This is a genomic window from Duganella sp., from assembly GCF_039595735.1.
Taxonomy (GTDB): domain Bacteria; phylum Pseudomonadota; class Gammaproteobacteria; order Burkholderiales; family Burkholderiaceae_D; genus Rugamonas.
Genome location: NZ_JBCNLB010000001.1, coordinates 460,937 through 478,740, shown reverse-complemented (window position 1 = coordinate 478,740; position 17,804 = coordinate 460,937). Strand labels below are relative to the sequence as shown.

Here is a 17,804-nt window from a genome sequence, read left to right as displayed (position 1 = left end):
TTTCGCCTATCGAATGCCTATTTTTTTTGGCCATTTCGCAGAACTTCCCTCTGAGCGCAGCGGTCTAACTGTTACAACTGCAGGCATTCGATAGGCATAAATAGGCGAAAATAGGCAACCACCATGAAGAAGACCCACCGTATCTATGCAGAACTGGATTACCAGATGCGCAAGCGCGAAGACCGGCGTTCGGTAGAAGAAATCACGCTCATCGCGTTGCTGGAGTGGATGGCGCGCAACTACGGCCAACCGACCAACCACGGCTACCAATGGAAAGACCTGTTCCTGCCGCACGGCAGCAGTCTGCGCATCAGCCATCGCGGCATGTGTTATTTCGCGCAGGTGGAAGGCGACCTGCTGATCGCAGAGGGGAAAATCGTCACGCCCAGCGCATGGGCGCGGGACGTCTGCGGCAGCGTGCGCAACGCCTGGCGTGACATCTGCATCCGCCGCACCTTCCGCGAAGGCTGGACGCCAGCCAGCGCCTGGCGCGCCGCTGCCGGCGAGCAGCCCAAGCGCCCCGGCATCAACCGCCGCCGGCGCGCGCGCCGCCTCACCGATTAAGCGCCGGCCACCACCATATTCTCGATCAGGATCGAGCCGGTGGACTTGGTGCCGCGCACCAGCACATCATTGCCGACCGCCACGATCTGCGCCAGCATGTCCTTCATATTGCCGGCAATCGTGATCTCCTCCACCGGATACTGAATCACCCCATTCTCCACCCAGTAGCCGGCCGCGCCGCGCGAATAATCGCCGGTGACATAATTGGTGCCCTGGCCCATCAGCTCGGTGACCAGCAAACCGGTGCCCATCTTGCGCAACATCCCCGCAAAATCATCGGCGGCGCTGGTCAGCGACGACGTCAGCGACAGATTATGCGAACCGCCCGCATTGCCGGTGGTCTTCAGGCCCAGCTTGCGTGCCGAATAAGTCGACAGGAAATATCCCTGCACCACGCCATCCTTGACCACATCGCGCTTGACGGTGCGCACGCCCTCCTCATCAAACGGCGCCGACCCGACCGCGCCGACGATATGCGGATCTTCATGGATCTGCACATGCTTGGCCAGCACCTGCTTGCCCAGCGAATCCAGCAGGAAAGTCGACTTGCGGTACAACGCCCCGCCGGACGTCGCCTGCACAAACGCCCCCAGCAGCCCGGCCGCCAGCGGCGCCTCGAACAGCACCGGGCAGCTGCGCGTATCGATGCTGCGCGCGTTCAGGCGCGCCAGCGCGCGCTCGGCCGCATAGCGCCCGATCGCCTCCGGCGACGCCATTTTGGCCGCATCGCGCACCGACGAATACCAGTCGTCGCGCTGCATATGCTTGCCCTTGCCGGCAATCGGCGCCACCGACAGCGTATGGCGCGAATATGGATAACCGCCGATGAAGCCGCGCGAATTGGCCGCCACGAAATGCGACTGCTGCACATGCACGCCCGCGCCTTCCGAATTGGTCACGCGCGGATCGACCGCAAACGCGGCCGCCTCGGCACGCTGGGCCAGCGTCACCGCCTCCTCGGTGGAGATGTCCCACGGGTAGAACAGCTGCAGGTCGCGCGGGTTCATCTCCAGCTGATCCTCGTCCGCCAGACCGGCGCAATCGTCATCGGCGGTGAAGCGCGCGATGTTGTACGCCGCCTCCACCGTGGCCTTCAGGGCCGCCGGCGAAAAATCGGAAGTCGAGGCATTGCCGCGCCGCTGGCCGATGAACACGGTCACGCCCATGCCCTTGTCCTTGTTCTGTTCGATGGTCTCGATCTGGCTCTTGCGCACCGACACCGACAGGCCGCTGCCCTCGCTGATCTCGACGGCACAATCGGTGCCGCCCTGGGCTTTCGCATAGCCCAGCACATCGCGTGCGAGCTGCTTTAACTGGTCTTGGGTGTGGGTAAAATGGGTATCGCTCATGGGCTGTTTTCTTCGGATGGCCGCTAAAACAGTTATCATAGCAGTCGTTTAAAGTTTAAGGGCGCGGCCCTGCGCCCGCAGGAAAGTTAATATTATGGTAAATCCCAATCGCAGCGGTGGCGGCGTCGGCTTCAGCTCGGCCGAATTCGAAGATGAATACGAGCGCCCTTCCAAGTCCGAAATGAAGCGCCAGTCCGACGCGCTGCAGAAAATGGGCCAGACCCTGGTCGACGCCCCGCGCGACCGCGTGAAAAAAGTGCCGATGCCGGAAGACGTGCTGGACGCCATCCTGGAATGCCAGGGCATCACCAACCACGAAGGCCGCCGCCGCCAGCTGCAATTCATCGGCAAGAAAATGCGCACCCTGGACGCCGACGAAGTGGCCGTGATCCAGAAAGCCATCGACAGCTGGAAAGGCTCGTCCAAGGCCGAAACCGCCGCCATGCACGCGCTGGAACGCCGCCGCGAAAAACTGCTGGCCGACGACCAGGCCCTGACCGCCCTGCTGAGCGAGGCGCCGCACCTGGACGTGCAGCACCTGCGCACCCTGATCCGCAACGCCCGCAAGGAACAGGCCGAGAACAAGCCGCCCAAGGCCTACCGCGAAATCTTCCAGATCCTGAAACAGCTGGACGCCGACAGGCAGAAAGCCGCCAAGGCCGGCGCGGACCAAGACGACAGCGACGCCGATGACGAGTAATACCGTCCCCACCGCCGCCCCGCCGGCCGCCGACCCGCCGCTGCGGGTCGGCCTGGTCTCCATCTCCGACCGCGCCAGCGGCGGCGTCTACGCCGACCAGGGCATCCCGGCGCTGCAAGCCTGGCTGGCCGCCGCCCTGACCACCCCGTTCCACGTCGAAACCCGCCTGATCGCCGACGAGCGTCCGCAGATCGAAGCCACCCTGACCGCGCTGGCCGACGACGCCCGCTGCCACCTGATCCTGACCACCGGCGGCACCGGCCCGGCCCGGCGCGACGTCACGCCCGAAGCCACGCTGGCGGTTGGCACCAAGGAAATGCCGGGCTTTGGCGAGCAGATGCGCCAGATCAGCCTGCACTTCGTGCCGACCGCCATCCTGTCGCGCCAGACCGCCGTCATCCGCGAAAGCGCCGGCCACGCCGCCCTGATCCTCAACCTGCCCGGCCAGCCCAAAGCCATTGCCGAAACCCTGGGCGGCCTGCGCGACGCCGACGGCCGCCAGCTGGTGGGCGGCATCTTTGCCGCCGTGCCCTACTGCATCGACCTGATCGGCGGCCCCTATATCGAAACCGACCCGGCCGTCTGCCGGGCCTTCCGCCCCAAATCCGCCCTGCGAGGACCAGCATGACCCTGCTGCACACGATAGAAAAAGAAACCGGCGCCAACCCGACGGTCGCGGTGATCTGGATGCACGGCCTGGGCGCCGACGCCAACGACTTCGTGCCCCTGATCCCCGAGCTCGACCTGGCCGGCCTGCCGCCCATCCGCTTCATCTTCCCCAACGCCGACACCATGCCGGTCACCATCAACGGCGGCTACGTCATGCGCGCCTGGTACGACATCGTCGCCACCGACCTCGGCCGCCAGGAAGACGAAGCCGGCCTGCGCGCCTCGCAGCTCAGGGTGGAAGCCCTGATCGCCCGCGAAAACGCGCGCGGCATCCCCCACCAGCGCATCATCCTGGCCGGCTTCTCGCAGGGCTGCGCCATGACCCTGCAAACCGGCCTGCGCCAGCGCCAGCCGCTGGCCGGCCTGATGTGCCTGTCCGGCTATGTGCCGATCGCCGCCCAGGCCGCCACCGAGCACACGCCGGAAAGCCGGCAGACCCCGGTGTTCATGGCGCACGGCCGCATGGACCCGGTGATCCCGCTGGCCCGCGCCACCGCCGCGCGCGACCTGCTGCTGCAGTGGGGCTACCAGGTCGAGTGGCACGACTACCCGATGCAACACGCGGTCTGCCCGGAGGAAGTGCAGCACATCAGCGCCTGGCTCCGGCGCGTGCTGGCCTAATGCCATATTTTTAATAAAAATATGCTAATTAAATAGAATATATCTTTTCAGTTCGTGTAATATTGATAACGCCGCAAGACTGGCTTGCGGCGTTGCCAAGACGATAATTGAGAGGAATATTCCAATGAAACTGAAACAGATCTTGAGCAGTATCGCAGTCGGCGCCGTGCTGCTGTGGACCAGCGCCGCCAACGCCGCGCTGTACAACTTCTCCCTGAGCGGCGACTACAGCGCCAGCTGGCAGCTCGATGCCAGCCCGGCGCCGGACATCTACAGCGCCGGCGACGGCTTCATCCTGTGGGACGTCAGCGGCAACTTCCCCGGCGCCGCCCTGGACGTGGTGGACCTGGTGTTCTTCCACAGCAGCGGCGGCGGCGGCCTGCAGATCGAGGACTTCTACGGCGACACCATCCTGCTGTCCAGCGACGGCCCGCAGCTGTACACCGGCAGCGAAAGCGCGCCCGTGTTCAAGCTGGGCACCTTCACCCTCAACCAGTTCCAGGGCAGCGACAGCTACACCCTGACCATCAGCGCCGTCCCTGAACCAGCCACCTACGGCATGCTGCTGGGCGGCCTGGGCCTGGTCGGCGTGGCCCTGCGCCGCCGCCGCGCCTAAGCCAGCAGCGCCACCAGCTGTTCCCAGTCCGGCACCACCCGCTCGCTATTGGACAGCTGGATCACCGACAGCGCCTGCTGCGGCAGGCGCAGGATCCGGGTGTGGAAGCCCCACAGGCAACCGCCATGGAAGACCACCTCGTGGCCAGCGCGCTGCGTCCACTCCAGCCCGAAACGGTAACTCGGCGCCACCCCGTCGGCCACCGTGTTGGCGTTGCCCAGATGCTGCAGATAACCCGGCCGGCAGCGCCGCCTGCAGGCCGGCGAAATAATCGCGCATCATGCCGGCAGCGGCGCCGCCGCCGTCGCCGGCACCGCGGTCTGCGCCGCATTCATCACCATCGCCAGCAAGGTGTAGTAACCGTTGATGCCCATCAGGTCCACCACCCCGTGCTCGCCAAACGCCGCCAGCGCGGCCGCGTACGTGGCATCGTCGACCCGCTGGCGCTGGTGCAGCTGCACGCAGAACTCGTACACCAGCGCCTCGTCGGCCAGGAGCGCCGTCGCCGGCGGCCGCTGACGCGCCGCGATCGCCGCGATGGCCGCCTCCGCGATGCCATAGTCGCGCGCGATCGGCGCATGGATCGCCCACTCCACCTGCTGGCTCCAGTGGCGCGCCGTCACCAGAATCGCCAGCTCGGTCAGCCGCGTGCCGATCGCCGAGCGGTAGCGCAGGTACTCGCCCATGCGCTGCGCCGCCGCCATCAGCTCCGGCGAGCGGATCAGCGGCACGAACGGCCCATACAGCGCCCCGCGCGGCCCGTCGATCACAGCCTGCGCCGCCACCTGCTGCGCCGCGCTCATGTCGGCAAACGCGATCGGTCCCAAACGGTCTTCCATGCAGCCTCCCGGCAAAAATATTCAGCCATCTTCCGGCATAAATCAACAGCGCGCAAGCCGAACCAGGCTATCGTCGGCAGTCTGCCCCCACCTGAAAGGACGCGCCATGAGCCACCTCATCCATCGCAACCTGCAGCGCCCGCCGCCCGTCGCCGTGCACGCGGCCGGCCTCACCGTCACCGACAGCGCCGGCCGCAGCTACCTGGACGCCAGCGGCGGCGCCGCCGTCTCCTCGCTCGGCCACGCCCATCCCGCCGTGCTGGCCGCCATGCACGCCCAGATCGACCGCAACGCCTACGCCCACACCGCCTTCTTCACCAGCGCCGCCGCCGAGGAACTGGCCGCCCGCCTGGCCGCCGACGCCCCCGGCGACCTCGATCACGTCTACCTGGTCTCGGGCGGCTCGGAAGCCATGGAAACCGCACTCAAGCTGGCGCGCCAGTACTGGCTGGAGGCCGGCCAGCCGCAGCGTGCCACCTTCATCGCCCGCCGCCAGAGCTACCACGGCAACACCCTCGGCGCGCTGGCGGTCGGCGGCAACGAATGGCGGCGCGCGCCGTTCGCGCCGCTGCTGCTCGACATCCCGCGCGTCGCGCCCTGCTACGAATACCGCGAGCGCGCCGCCGGCCAGAGCACCGCCGACTACACCGCCGCCCTGCTGCAGGAACTGGAAGCCGCCATCCTGGCCGCCGGCCCGGAGCGGGTGATCGGCTTCGTGGCCGAAACCGTGGTCGGCGCCACCGCCGGCGCCGTGCCGCCCACGCCCGGCTACTTCCGCGGCGTGCGCCGGCTGTGCGACCAGTACGGCCTGCTGCTGATCCTGGACGAGGTCATGTGCGGCATGGGCCGCTGCGGCACGCTGTACGCGTTTGAACAGGAGGGCGTGCTGCCCGACCTGGTGGTGCTGGGCAAGGGACTGGGCGCCGGCTACCAGCCGATCGGCGCCGTGCTGGCGCGCGCCCCCGTCGTGCAGCGCCTGCGCGATGGCAGCGGCGCCTTCCAGCACGGCCACACCTACATGGGCCACCCGGTGGCCGCCGCCGCCGCGCTGGCGGTGCAGCAAGTCATCCAGCGCGACAACCTGCTGGGCGCCGTCACCGTGCGCGGCGCCGCCCTGCGCCGCCTGCTGCGCGACGCCTTCGGCAACCACCCGCACGTGGGCGACATCCGCGGCCGCGGATTATTAATCGGTCTGGAACTGGTGGCCGACCGCGACACCAAGGCGCCGTTCGATCCGGCCCTGCGCCTGCACGCCCGCATCAAGCAGGAAGCCATGGCGCGCGGCCTGATGGTCTACCCCATGGGCGGCACCATCGACGGCCAGCGCGGCGACCACGTGCTGCTGGCGCCGCCCTTCATCGTCAGCGACGCCCAGCTGGCCGACATCACCGGCCGCCTGGCGGACGCGCTGGCCGCCGCGCTGACTGGCGTGCCTGCCTGCGCGGCGCTTACTTGCTCGCCTGCCAGGCAATGACCTCGGCCTGCTGCTCGCCCAGGCCGGCGATTCCCAGCCGCAGCGTGTCGCCCTGCTTCAGGAAGCGCTGCGGCTTGCGGCCCATGCCCACGCCCGGCGGCGTGCCGGTGGCAATCACATCGCCCGGCTCCAGCGTCATGAAGCGCGACAGATAGCTGACAATCTGCGCCACCGTGAAAATCATGGTCGACGTATTCCCGCTCTGCATGCGCTTGCCGTTCAGCTCCAGGTACAGGTCCAGATCCTGCACATCGTAGATATCCTCCGGCGTCACCAGCCACGGGCCGACCGGGCCGAAGGTATCGCAGCCCTTGCCCTTGTCCCAGGTGCCGCCGCGCTCCAGCTGATAGGCGCGCTCCGACACATCGTTGACCACCGTGTAGCCGGCGATGTATTTGTGCGCCTCGGCCTCGCTGACAAACTGCGCGCGGGCGCCGATCACAATCCCCAGCTCCACCTCCCAGTCGGTTTTCTTCGAGCCGGGCGGCAGCATGATCGGATCATCCGGGCCATTCAGCGCGCTGATCGCCTTCATGAACACGATCGGCTCCTTGGGCGCCGCCATGCCGGCTTCCGCCGCGTGGTCGGAGTAATTGAGGCCGATGCAAATGAACTTGCCCACGCGCGCCAGCGGCACGCCAAAGCGCGGATTGCCGCGCACCAGCGGCAGCGAGGCGTGCGCAATCTTCTCCAGCTTGCGCAGCGATTTCGGCGCCAGCGCGGCCGCGTCGATATCGTCGATCACGCCGGACAGGTCGCGCAGCTTGCCCTCCTCATCGATCAAGCCTGGTTTCTCTTTGCCGGGACGGCCATAACGTACGAGTCGCATCTTTATCCTCAGTTAACAAGTCAGCGACATTCTAACCGTAGCGCTCCTGCCGCAGCCACTTGTTGGCGATGATCTTGGTGCCGCTGACCACCGGCGCGCCGCCGTGCAGCGTCTGCGGGTCCGGCTGGTGATTGTCATCGGTATTCAGGAACCACAGCGCATTGCCCTTCTTCGGGAACACCTCCAGTCCCAGGCCAGGGAACACCGTACCGCCGCCCTGCGCCACATCGCACAGATACAGCACAAACGTCGCCAGCCGCTGGCCGCCGCGCGCCAGGTGGGCCTGATGGCCGGCGCTGTCCGGATCGAGCCAGTCGTAGTGCGGCCGGTACTCCTGCGTCACGCCATATTTTTGCAGCTGGAACGGCTCGCTGCACTCGGGCGACCAGTGCGCCAGCGCCGCCAGCCGCCGGTCCACCCGCTCGGCCACCTCGGTCTCGCCGCGCTGGATGAAGGCCATCTCGCTGGTGCGGCCTTCATGCACCACGCTGGCGCCGTCGGCTTCCGCCGTCACCGTGGACCGGGTATAGCGCGCCCCGCAGTGGGCGATGATGGCATCGCACTCCTCGTCGCTCAGCACATTCCCCAGCAGGATCACCTGCGGCTTTTTCAGCACGAACAACACCTCCACCTCGCGGTCCGGCGCGGCGATGCGGTTGCTGGAGACATCGATATACGGCATCGCGCGCGGCGCCGAGAACGCGCTGGCGGCCGCCGGCGCAGGAACGCTGGCGCCGGCGCGCTGGCGCAGCGCCGCGTCGATCGCCGCGCGCGCCACGGCCATGCTGTGCTGCCCGGAGCGCGCCATGCTGTTGGCCATGTCGAGCGGACTGCATCCGCGGTCCAGGTTGTCCGTGATCCAGGCGCGCCAGGTCTGCGGCAGGGAAGCAAAGGCGTTGTCAGGGTCAGTCATCGCGTCATCAGGGGCCGGGCTGAGGGGAAACCCATTCTACCGGATTGCGCCCGCGCCGCCGCACGAACCACAGCAATCCTGGCAACTGCAGCAACACCAGGGCGGCAAACGCCGCCTGATAGGCCGGCGCCGGATAATGCCCCAGCAAATCCGGCCGCCAGCAGCCGACTACCAAACCGAAACCCGCCTGCACCGCAAACGCACCGAGAAAAATCAACAGGTTCAGGCAAGTGGCCGCGCGCCCCGTCAGTGCGCCGGGCAGGCTTTGCGCCACAATGGTGTACTCGATGCCGGTCACCGTGCCCACCAGCGTAAACAGCACCGACAGCAGCTGATAGCTGGGCCGCCAGTCCAGCACAAAGCCCAGTTGCACCGCAATGAACAGCGCCACCCCGCACGCCGCCACGCTGATCGGCCGCACGCCGCGCCGTCCGGCCCACTCGGTCACCATGCCGACCGCGATGGCGCCAAAGATCACCGCCGCCATCCCGAGGTACAGCAGATAGCCCACCGCCTCCTCCGAATAGCGCGCCACGTCGCTCAGCCAGCGGCTGATCCACAGCCCCTGGATGCCGAAAAACACCGTGTGCGGCACCAGCACCAGTGCCGCCGTCTCGCGGAACGCCGGGTGCCGGTACACCGCGCGCATGGCTTCCAGCAGCGCCATCTTGCGCGCGCCCGGCGGCTGCGGCGGCGGCAGTGCGCGGGTCAGAATGCCGATCAGCGCCGCCGCCGCCGCCAGCCACAGAAACAGCCCGCGCCAATCCATGTAATGCAGCGCCAGGCGCACCGGCAGCGTGGCCGACGCCGCCCCCAGGCCGCCCACCGCGATCAGATAGCCCTGCACCGACGGCAGCCGCGCCGGCGCGATCCAGGTGGAGATCGCCTTCACCGCCGACATGAAACAGCCGCCCAGTCCCAGCCCGATCAGCGCGCGCGCCACCAGCAGCTGGGCGAAGCTGTCGCCGCCGGCAAACGCCAGCGCGCCGACACCGGCCAGCAGCAGCATCGGCAACTGCACCTTGGCCGGCCCCCAGTGATCGAGCGCGATCCCCACCGGCAGCTGCGCCAGCGCGAAAGCGAGGAAAAACGCGCTGGTCAGCAGCCCCAGTTGGCCCGGCGTCAGCGCCAGCGCCGCCACCAGCTGCGGCGCCAGCGTCGCATTCACCGTCCGCATCAGGCTCGATAAAAAATGCCCGAGCGCGAACGGCAAAAACACCAGCACAAACATCGCCCGCCCCGAAAGCGGCGCCGGGCCAGCCAGCGCCGCCGGAACGATGCCCGCGGCCGCCGGCGGCGCCGCGCCGCCCATGCCGCCGGCCGTCCCGCCGTCCTGGTCCGCCGCCGCCGCGGCATCGGGCAGCCTGTCGGCGCGGGCGGCAGGCGCGCTGGGCCGCAGGCACGGCGTCGGCGCGGCGCGATCGCGCATGATGGCCGCCTACGCCGCACTGTGCGAATCGCAGCCCGGCGCCGCGGGCGCCGCGGCGCAGCCCTCCTGACGCGCCGCCAGCAGCGGAATCACCTTGCGCAGCCCGGGCGGCGCGGCGCCGAACTCGCTGCGCGCCCCGCCCTCCTCCTCGAAGAAAAACTTGTCCTTGCCAAACGCCGGCTTCAGCTCATCCATCCAGGTCGCCTGCGGATCGAACTTCGCATAAAACGGCTTGCGCACCCAATCCGCATTGCGCGCCTGCAGGAACTGCAGCGCAAACACCTTCTCCCCGCCCACCGTGGCGATCCCGTCGATCACCACCTTGCCCGGGAAAGCGCTCATCGACGGCCCGCGCACCGTGCGCGACAAGCCGGACACCATCTGATACGCAGCCTGGAAAATCGCATGCGCCCGCGCCAGCGGCAGCTGGAAATACTCGCGCGGCCCGGTGTCGCGCTCGACAAACATATAGTACGGAATCGCCCCCAGCCGCACCCCGGTCTGCCACAGCTCCGCCCACGATGCCGGGTCCTCGTTGATATGCCGGATCAGCGGCCCCTGCATGCGCAGGGTCGCGCCGGTGCCGACGATGCGCTTGACCGCCTGCTGCGCCATCTCCTGGCGCAGCTCCACCGCGTGGTTGTAGTGGCCCATGATGGCCATATTCTTCCCCGCCTTCACCACGCGCTCGAACAAGCGCAGCAGATCATCGGCATCGCGGTCCGTCACAAAACGCTGCGGCCAGTACGCCACCGACTTGGTGCCGATGCGGATATTCTGGATATGCGCCAGCTCCGGCGCCAGCAGCGGCGCGATATACGCCTCCAGCGAACGCGTATTCATGATCAGCGGATCGCCGCCGGTAATCAGCACATCCGTCACCTCCGGATGCAGGCGCAGATACGACGCCAGCTCGTGCGACTCTTTGGCATCGAACTTCATCTCGTCCATGCCGACAAACTGCGGCCAGCGGAAGCAGAAGGTGCAATACGCGTGGCAGGTCTGGCCGGCGCTGGGGAAGAACAACACCGTCTCCTTGTACTTGTGCTGCAGGCCCTTCAGCGGCGCATCATTCACGCGCGGCACATTGTGCGTCATCTGCCCGGCCGGATGGGGATTCATGCGCAGGCGGATGCGCCGCACCAGCTCCACCAGCGCCGGCTGGTCGGCCTTGCCCAGCACCAGCTGCTTCAGCCGCGCATAATCGTCCGGCGCCAGCATGTCCCGGTGCGGAAAGGTCAGACGGTAAATCGGATCGTCCGGGATATTGTTCCAGTCGATCAGATGATCGAGCACATAGGCATTGGTGCGAAACGGCAGCACATGCGACACCACCTGCACCGCCTCCTGCAAATCCGGCGGTATCCACTCCCATTGGCGCGCATGCGCAATGGTCTGTCGTATAAACGGCTTGAATTTGGGCGTATCCATCACGGGTTCCTTGAGTGGGTCAGAAAGCTCCATGCTAGGCCGCACGCCGCCGCCCAAATTGCCACGCATCAACTGACCTACGGAAATGTTGCACGGCTTGCGCCAGCGCAATTCGCGCGCCCGGCAGCCACGTACAGTTCATAGCGCCATCCACTCTCCCAGGAGCCGCTCATGAAATCCCTGATCGCCGCTGCACTGCTGCTGGCCGCCCTGCCGGCCAGCGCCAGCGAACCCACCGAAAAAGACGCCATCGCCATGGCCGAAAAAGGCGCCGCCTTCATCAAGGCCAACGGCCAGGACGCCTTCATCAAAAGGATCGCCGCCAAAGACCCGGAATACCTGCAAGGCTCGCTGTACGTCGACATCCGCGACCTCAAGACCGGCATCGTGCTGGCGCACCCGGTCAACCCTTCCATCGTCGGCAAGGACCTGACCGACATCCCGGACGCCAACGGCAAGAAATACCGGCGCGAGATCATTGAACTGGCCGCGCGCAAAGGCCACGGCTGGGTCGACTACCAGTACAAAAACCCCACCACCGGCAAGATCGAACCCAAGACCACCTACATCCTGCGCGTGGGCGACGTCGTGCTGGAAGCGGGCATCTACAAAAAATAGCCGGAGCGCGCCATGCTGAACCAACTGCGTATCGGTCCCAAATTGCTGCTGGCGCCGCTGCTGGTGCTGCTGCTGCTGATCGCCACCGCCGGCGCGGCCTACCTCGGCATGGTGCGCCAGAACGCCTCCATGGAAAATCTGGTGCAGGTGCGCGCCGCCCGCCTCAAGGCCGCCGCCGACGTCAGCGGCGAGGCGCGCTACGCCCACGCCCACATCTACCAGTTGCTGGCCTGGGTCAACGGCAGCTTCGCCCAGAACCGCCTGGACGCCCTGTCACGCGACATCCGGACGCGCCATGCCGCCATCGCCGACCAGCTGCACCAGCTGGACGCCGCAGCCGCCGACGGCGCCGCCGAACGCCAGATCATCGCGCTATCGCTGCAGGCGCTGGCCGCCTACCGCAAGGCCGTGCTGCAAACCATGGACATGGCGCAGATGGACCAGAGCATCGCCACCAACGCCATGGCCATCGCGGAAAAGCAGTTCCTGCTGCTGAACGGGCAGCTGGCGCAGCTGTCCGCGCTGGAACAGCGGCTGAGCGAACAAGCCCACGCCCAGGCCAAGGCCGACTTCCGCACCCTCAACACCAGCATGACGGTCATGGTGCTGCTGTCGATCGGGCTGTCGCTCGGCGTCACCATGGCGGTGCGCGGCGCCATGCTGCGCGACATCCGCGCAATTGCCGACGTGGTGGTGGCGCTGGCCGCCGGCCGCCTGGCCGCCAGCGGCGGCAACCACGGCCGCGACGAAATCGCCGACACCGCGCGCATGCTGGACCAGACCATGGCCAACCTCACCCGCACCCTCACCACCATCCTTGGCGCGGTGCACGCGATCGACCTGGCCGCGCGCGAAATCGCCAGCGGCAATCTCGACCTCTCCACCCGCACCGAAGTGCAGGCCAGCTCGCTGGAGCAAACCGCCAGCGCCATGAACAGCCTGACCCAGGCCGTGCAGGCCAACGCCGCCAGCGCGCGCCAGGCCTGCCAGCTGGCCGCCGGCGCCAGCGAACTGGCGCAGCATGGCGGCGCCGCCATGGAAGACGCGGTGCACACCATGGCCTCGATCCGCGCCAGCTCGCGCCAGATCGTCGACATCATCGCCGTCATCGACGGCATCTCGTTCCAGACCAACATCCTGGCGCTGAACGCCGCCGTCGAAGCGGCGCGCGCCGGCGAACAGGGGCGCGGCTTTGCCGTGGTGGCGGCCGAAGTGCGCACCCTGGCGCAGCGCTCGGCCGCCGCCGCCCGCGAAATCAAGACCCTGATCGCCGCCTCGGTGGCCACCATCGACAGCGGCAGCGCCACCGTGCAGCAGGCCGGCGAGCGCATGACCGGCATCGTCGCCGCCGTGCAGCAGGTGAACGACATCATCGCCGGCATCAGCAGCGCCAGCGCCGAGCAGGCGCAGGGCATCGCCGAAGTCAATCAGGCGGTGGGGCAGATGGATGATGTGACGCAGCAGAACGCCGCGCTGGTCGAGCAGGCCGCCGCGGCCGCCGCCAGCCTGCAGGCCCAGGCCGGGCAGCTGTCGCAGGCGGTCTCGGTGTTCAAGCTGGAACCCTCAGTCGACGCCGCGGTGGGGCTTGCTGAGAAAGCGCGAACCGGCCTCGACGAAACGCCACGGCAGCTCCACCGCCTTCGAGATGCCGATGCGCATGCCGGCTAGCACCGCCAGCTCGCGCCCGCGCTCACGCGCGATCAGCTGGAACGGCGGCGCCGCCAGCGGCAGGTTGTTGAAATCGCGCGTCACGCCGAGCGCCTGGCACAGCCGGCCCGGCCCCGAACACAGCAGGCGCGCATCGTCCAGCCCGCGCCGTGCGCGCATCAGTTCCAGCCCATGGGTCGGCTCCAGCGCCCGGATCAGCACCCCGGCGCCGTGGCCCTCCTCGCGACAGACGAAATTCAGACACCAGTGCAAGCCGTGCGAGCGGTACACATAGCTGCGCCCCGGCGGCCCGAACATGGAAAAATTGCGCGGCGTCTGGCCGATATAGCAATGCGACGCCGGCTCGCTGCGGTCGTACGCCTCGGTCTCGACGATGCGCCCGCCGACGCCGCCGACCAGCAGCGTGACGCCGATCAGCTGCCGCGCCACCTCGTGCGAGGGGGCGCTGAAATTGATGCCTGCCAGTTTGGTAATCATGCGTCTATTCTAAATGCCAATCTGGACGGCACGATTACAAAAGTCGTGCAAAATGGACATCGAATCGCGGCAATAAAGGACAAAATATGGCGTGGCGCACAGAAAATCGCCACAAATTCGCGCAACAGGCCGCCGCTTGCGGCGATAATCGAGGGTACGATTGCCTTTACCCCTGAATAACACCATGACGACAGTTGCTGCCCCTGCTATGCCAACAGAAAACGCGGTGGAAGACGCGCTGATGCGCTCCATCCGGATTCCGCCCCGGCCCAGCCTGCTCGTCGACCTGCAGCGCGAGCTGGCCAGGGAAGATCCGTCGCCGCGCCAGATCGCCCGCATCATCGGCAACGATGTCGGCATGTCGGGCGCCCTGCTCAAGCTGGCCAACTCGCCGTTTTTCGGCGCCGCGCGCAAGGCCAAGTCGGTCGAGCAAGCCATCAACTTCCTCGGCATCAACCAGTGCGCGGCCCTGCTGACCGGGCTGCTGGCGCGCCAGGCCATCGAAGGCAGGGAGAGCGACCTCAGCGCCTTCTGGGAAGTGTCGGCGCGCCGTGCCCAGGCGCTGGTGTTTACTTCGCGCAAGCTGCGCATCGCCCCGCCCGACATCGCCCACACCTTCGGTCTGTTCTGCGACATCGGCGTGCCGCTGCTGATGAACCGCTTCAGCGACTACGCCGCCACCTACGACCAGGCCTGCAATGACCCGCACGGCGTGTTCACCGCCATCGAGGACGCCCGCTACAGCACCAACCACGCCGCCATCGGCTGCCTGCTGGCGCGCAACTGGGGCTTGTCGCCGGACGTCTCGTGGGCCATCCTGCTGCACCACGACTACCGCGTGCTGGAAGACCCGTCCACCGACGACGCCATCCGCTCGCTGGTGGCGCTGTCGCTGCTGGCGGAAAAAGGCATCCAGCGCCTGCACGGGCGCAGCACTTCCCATGAATGGGAAAAAGGCGGCGACAGCGCCTGCCGCCACCTCGGCCTGACCGAGGATGAAACCGAAGACCTGCTTGAAGAGCTGAACGAAACCTTCCACACCGAACGATAAGAACCCGCAAGACCATGCCGAAAAACAAGCGCCCCGTCCCGCGCAAATCCGCCAATTCCCCCGAAGCCAAAGACGAACAACACACCACCGAGCTGTGCGCCCTGGCGCTTGACCTGGCCGATGAATCGGCCGGCGCCGACATCGTGGCCGCCGCCACCCGCGCCGAGCTGGCGCAAAAACATGTCGACTTCCAGCGCCTGCTGCGCCGCCTGCTGGCCCAGGGCAAGGATGAAGTGCTGTACGGCGCCATCGAGCTGGCGCGCGACGAATCGCTGGACGGCTACCGCTACCTGCGCAGCGCCATCGAGGAAGGCGCCGCCAACCTGCTGCTGCGCCGCGACGACGCGCCCGAACTGGAAATCGATGCCTTTGCCATTCCCGTGTTCGTGCACAGCCAGGGCGGCCTTGACCCGGCCCACGATTTCCAGGACGGCGACGCCTACGCCGCCTTGCTGGCCAGCTTCACCGCGGCCGGCCTGGAAAGCCCGCAGGCCAGGGTGGTGCTGGTCAGCCACGCCTACGACGCCGCCGAGATCGAGCGCATCAGCTACGGCCAGCTGCACGCCATGGTGCGCGAAGCTGCGCACTCGCTGACCGAAAAAAAAATCGCCGCCGCGCCGGCGCTGGAGCGCAGCCTCAAACATGGCTGGTCGCCCACCGCCTTCGGCGCCGACGACAGCGCAGTCGAGCTGCGCTTCCTGCTCGGCTTTGCCCTCAAGCGCGCCGACGACGCCTTCTACCAGGTCCCGGCCGGCGAAAAAGCCGCCGATGCCTACTTCGCCCGGCGCGCCGAGGCCTACCAGAAGTGGACCGGGCAATACGCACCGCTGGTGGCGCGCTGCCTCGGCCGCGCGCGCGGCGCCGATCCCGCCCTGACCCTGAATTTCCTCTACCAGGACCTGTTCTTCGGCGCCCGCGCCCAGGGCCAGTCGGAATACGCCATGCTGCAGCTGCTGTCCGCACTGAACCAGGCACTGGCCGGCCATGATCCGGCCCAGGTACAGGCCGTGATCGCGCCCTCCGAGGACGAGGACGAGCCGCTGCTGCAGGTGCGGCTGTCGCTGGGCGGCGCCACGCTGGCCAGCGCCGCCAGACCGCACGACCCGGCGGCCGACCTCGGCCTGGCGCTGGACGACCTGGCCGACGCCCTGTCCAGCCTGGGCCTGAACGATATTTCCGTCTCGGCCGACCCGCTGGACTGAAAGCGATTTCCTGTTTGACAGTCGCCCTGGAGCCGAGGATACTTTCCGATACGCGGAACGGAGATTCCGCGGCGAAGGGAGACAGTCATGAAAGCATGGGCCCTGATCCTGTGCGCCGCCGCCATCCTCAGCGGCTGCGCCAGCCAGCCGGTGGCGTACCAAGCGCCCCAGCAGCAACTATTCCACGACCAGCTATTCCAGCCGCCCGGCACGCCGGTGGACACCAGCCGCGTGTTTGCCCTCAGCCCGGCCATGCGCGACTACGTCCATAACGAGCTGGGCAACCAGGGCGCGGGCAAGGACGTGCGGCGCCAGCTGTTTGACGCGCTCTACCGGCGTGACAAGCTGCAGCTGGAATACGACTCCGCCATCACCCGCAACGCCGCGCAAACCTTCGAGGCGCGCGCCGGCAACTGCCTGTCGCTGGCGATCATGACCGCCGCCCTGGCGCGCGAGCTCAACCTGCCGGTGCAATTCCAGCAAGTCCAGGTCGATGAAGTCTGGAGCCGCGCCGGCAACCTGTACTTCGCCAGCAACCACGTCAACCTGTCGCTGGGCCGGCCGCGCGCCGAACGCAACCCCTACGCCACCTTCAGCATGGACACCGCCAACGCGCTGACGGTGGACTTCATCCCGGTGCCGGCCAAGGCGCGCGAGGAGGCACGGCCGCTGAGCGAGGACACCATCATCGCCATGTACCTCAACAACCGCGCCGCCGAACTGCTGGCCGCCGGCCAGATCGACGATGCCTACTGGGCCGCGCGCAAGGCCGCCGAGGTCGACCCGCAATTCCTCAACGCCTACAACACCCTGGGGGTGATCTACCAGCACCACGGCAACCAGGAAGCCGCCGAACTGGCGCTGCGCTATGCCCACTCGCAGTCGCCCGACAACACCATCTTCCTGGCCAACCTGGCGCAAACGCTGGAAAGCGTCAACAAGCTGGACGAGGCGGCCGTGCTGCGCGCCCGGCTGGCCCGGCTGGAACCCTATCCGCCCTTCCACTTCTTCCACCAGGGGCAGGAAGCCATGAAGCTGGGCGACTACGCGCGCGCCCGCAAGCTGTTTGAACAGGAGCTGGAGCGGGTTCCGGACTACCACGAATTCCACTTCTGGCTGGCGGTGGCCAACTACCAGCTGGGCAACCTGCGCGCGGCCGACCTGCACATGGCGCAAGCCATGAAAAACAGCACCACGCGCGGCGACCACGACCTGTACGCGGCCAAACTGGACCGCATCCGCGCGCACGAGGCCCAGTTGCGCGCAAAGTGAAACATGGCGGTGGTATGCTGGCTCGGCTTGAACTTGACACTTAGTTGCGGTCGCGCAACAATTGCAAGTAAATTAAGCTGCA

Annotated in this window: 19 protein-coding genes; 11 read left to right on the top strand and 8 right to left on the bottom strand. The window is 67.2% G+C overall.

Translation table 11 applies throughout. The features are described from left to right. Positions 1-123: 123 nt before the first annotated feature. Positions 124-564 carry a hypothetical protein gene (locus ABDW57_RS02275; protein ID WP_343728585.1) on the top strand — a complete coding sequence of 147 codons (441 nt, stop codon included), beginning with the start codon at positions 124-126 and terminating at the stop codon, positions 562-564. Here the strand turns inward: ABDW57_RS02275 and pmbA are convergent. Beyond that, positions 561-1,913 carry a metalloprotease PmbA gene (pmbA, locus tag ABDW57_RS02270; RefSeq protein ID WP_343728584.1) on the bottom strand — a complete coding sequence of 451 codons (1,353 nt, stop codon included), beginning with the start codon at positions 1,911-1,913 and terminating at the stop codon, positions 561-563. The genes ABDW57_RS02275 and pmbA overlap by 4 nt on opposite strands. 94 nt (positions 1,914-2,007) lie before the next feature. Here pmbA and yjgA point away from each other — a divergent pair, with 94 nt between their 5' ends. The 4 genes from yjgA to ABDW57_RS02250 all read left to right on the top strand — a co-directional run bounded on the left by yjgA (position 2,008) and on the right by ABDW57_RS02250 (position 4,519). Continuing rightward, positions 2,008-2,613 carry a ribosome biogenesis factor YjgA gene (gene yjgA / locus ABDW57_RS02265; RefSeq protein ID WP_343728583.1) on the top strand — a complete coding sequence of 202 codons (606 nt, stop codon included), beginning with the start codon at positions 2,008-2,010 and terminating at the stop codon, positions 2,611-2,613. Then, positions 2,603-3,241, top strand: a complete 639-nt coding sequence (gene mog, locus ABDW57_RS02260) for a molybdopterin adenylyltransferase (RefSeq protein WP_343728582.1) — start codon at positions 2,603-2,605, stop codon at positions 3,239-3,241. The genes yjgA and mog overlap by 11 nt, the downstream gene beginning before the upstream one ends. After that, entirely contained in the window at positions 3,238-3,903 is a 666-nt protein-coding gene (locus tag ABDW57_RS02255; protein WP_343728581.1) for an alpha/beta hydrolase, read from the top strand. The genes mog and ABDW57_RS02255 overlap by 4 nt, the downstream gene beginning before the upstream one ends. Before the next feature lie 124 nt (positions 3,904-4,027). After that, positions 4,028-4,519 (top strand): FxDxF family PEP-CTERM protein, encoded by a 492-nt coding sequence (locus ABDW57_RS02250; RefSeq protein ID WP_343728580.1) that lies wholly within the window; start codon positions 4,028-4,030, stop codon positions 4,517-4,519. Here the strand turns inward: ABDW57_RS02250 and ABDW57_RS02245 are convergent. Continuing rightward, positions 4,516-4,710 carry a hypothetical protein gene (locus tag ABDW57_RS02245; RefSeq protein WP_343728579.1) on the bottom strand — a complete coding sequence of 65 codons (195 nt, stop codon included), beginning with the start codon at positions 4,708-4,710 and terminating at the stop codon, positions 4,516-4,518. The two genes, ABDW57_RS02250 and ABDW57_RS02245, sit on opposite strands and share 4 nt — an antisense overlap. An 87-nt stretch (positions 4,711-4,797) precedes the next feature. After that, positions 4,798-5,358, bottom strand: coding sequence for a carboxymuconolactone decarboxylase family protein (locus ABDW57_RS02240; RefSeq protein WP_343728578.1), 561 nt, complete (start codon positions 5,356-5,358; stop codon positions 4,798-4,800). Positions 5,359-5,464: 106 nt separating this feature from the next. On the opposite strand from ABDW57_RS02240, the gene ABDW57_RS02235 reads away from it, so the two are divergent. After that, complete coding sequence (locus ABDW57_RS02235; protein ID WP_343728577.1) at positions 5,465-6,832, top strand: aspartate aminotransferase family protein; 1,368 nt, start codon at positions 5,465-5,467, stop codon at positions 6,830-6,832. Here the strand turns inward: ABDW57_RS02235 and ABDW57_RS02230 are convergent. Genes ABDW57_RS02230 through ABDW57_RS02215 form a run of 4 tightly spaced genes read right to left on the bottom strand, consistent with a single transcriptional unit; the run spans position 6,807 to position 11,434 of the window. Continuing rightward, the gene (locus ABDW57_RS02230) at positions 6,807-7,661 is read right to left on the bottom strand and encodes a fumarylacetoacetate hydrolase family protein (protein ID WP_343728576.1); all 855 of its coding nucleotides are present in this window, start codon (positions 7,659-7,661) and stop codon (positions 6,807-6,809) included. The two genes, ABDW57_RS02235 and ABDW57_RS02230, sit on opposite strands and share 26 nt — an antisense overlap. 31 nt (positions 7,662-7,692) lie before the next feature. Then, a complete protein-coding gene (locus ABDW57_RS02225) occupies positions 7,693-8,574 on the bottom strand; it encodes a 2OG-Fe(II) oxygenase (protein ID WP_343728575.1) in 882 nt (293 codons plus the stop codon). Positions 8,575-8,581: 7 nt separating this feature from the next. Next, positions 8,582-10,003 carry an MFS transporter gene (locus ABDW57_RS02220; protein ID WP_343728574.1) on the bottom strand — a complete coding sequence of 474 codons (1,422 nt, stop codon included), beginning with the start codon at positions 10,001-10,003 and terminating at the stop codon, positions 8,582-8,584. A gap of 9 nt (positions 10,004-10,012) precedes the next feature. Next, entirely contained in the window at positions 10,013-11,434 is a 1,422-nt protein-coding gene (locus ABDW57_RS02215) for a lysine 2,3-aminomutase (protein WP_343728573.1), read from the bottom strand. A gap of 171 nt (positions 11,435-11,605) precedes the next feature. Between ABDW57_RS02215 and ABDW57_RS02210 the strand changes: the two genes are divergently transcribed. Both ABDW57_RS02210 and ABDW57_RS02205 read left to right on the top strand, forming a co-directional pair. Beyond that, complete coding sequence (locus ABDW57_RS02210; RefSeq protein ID WP_343728572.1) at positions 11,606-12,052, top strand: cache domain-containing protein; 447 nt, start codon at positions 11,606-11,608, stop codon at positions 12,050-12,052. A 12-nt stretch (positions 12,053-12,064) separates the two neighbouring features. Then, positions 12,065-13,720: a methyl-accepting chemotaxis protein gene (locus ABDW57_RS02205; protein WP_343728571.1), complete on the top strand. Its 1,656-nt coding sequence runs from the start codon at positions 12,065-12,067 to the stop codon at positions 13,718-13,720. Here the strand turns inward: ABDW57_RS02205 and ABDW57_RS02200 are convergent. Next, a complete protein-coding gene (locus ABDW57_RS02200) occupies positions 13,616-14,197 on the bottom strand; it encodes a DNA-3-methyladenine glycosylase (RefSeq protein ID WP_343728570.1) in 582 nt (193 codons plus the stop codon). The genes ABDW57_RS02205 and ABDW57_RS02200 overlap by 105 nt on opposite strands. 184 nt (positions 14,198-14,381) lie before the next feature. Here ABDW57_RS02200 and ABDW57_RS02195 point away from each other — a divergent pair, with 184 nt between their 5' ends. The 3 genes from ABDW57_RS02195 to ABDW57_RS02185 all read left to right on the top strand — a co-directional run bounded on the left by ABDW57_RS02195 (position 14,382) and on the right by ABDW57_RS02185 (position 17,722). Next, complete coding sequence (locus ABDW57_RS02195) at positions 14,382-15,248, top strand: HDOD domain-containing protein (protein ID WP_343728569.1); 867 nt, start codon at positions 14,382-14,384, stop codon at positions 15,246-15,248. Positions 15,249-15,262: 14 nt separating this feature from the next. Then, on the top strand, positions 15,263-16,450 hold the full coding sequence (locus ABDW57_RS02190; RefSeq protein WP_343728568.1) for a hypothetical protein: 1,188 nt from the start codon (positions 15,263-15,265) through the stop codon (positions 16,448-16,450). 87 nt (positions 16,451-16,537) lie between these two features. Further along, positions 16,538-17,722, top strand: coding sequence for a tetratricopeptide repeat protein (locus tag ABDW57_RS02185; RefSeq protein ID WP_343728567.1), 1,185 nt, complete (start codon positions 16,538-16,540; stop codon positions 17,720-17,722). Positions 17,723-17,804: the final 82 nt, after the last annotated feature.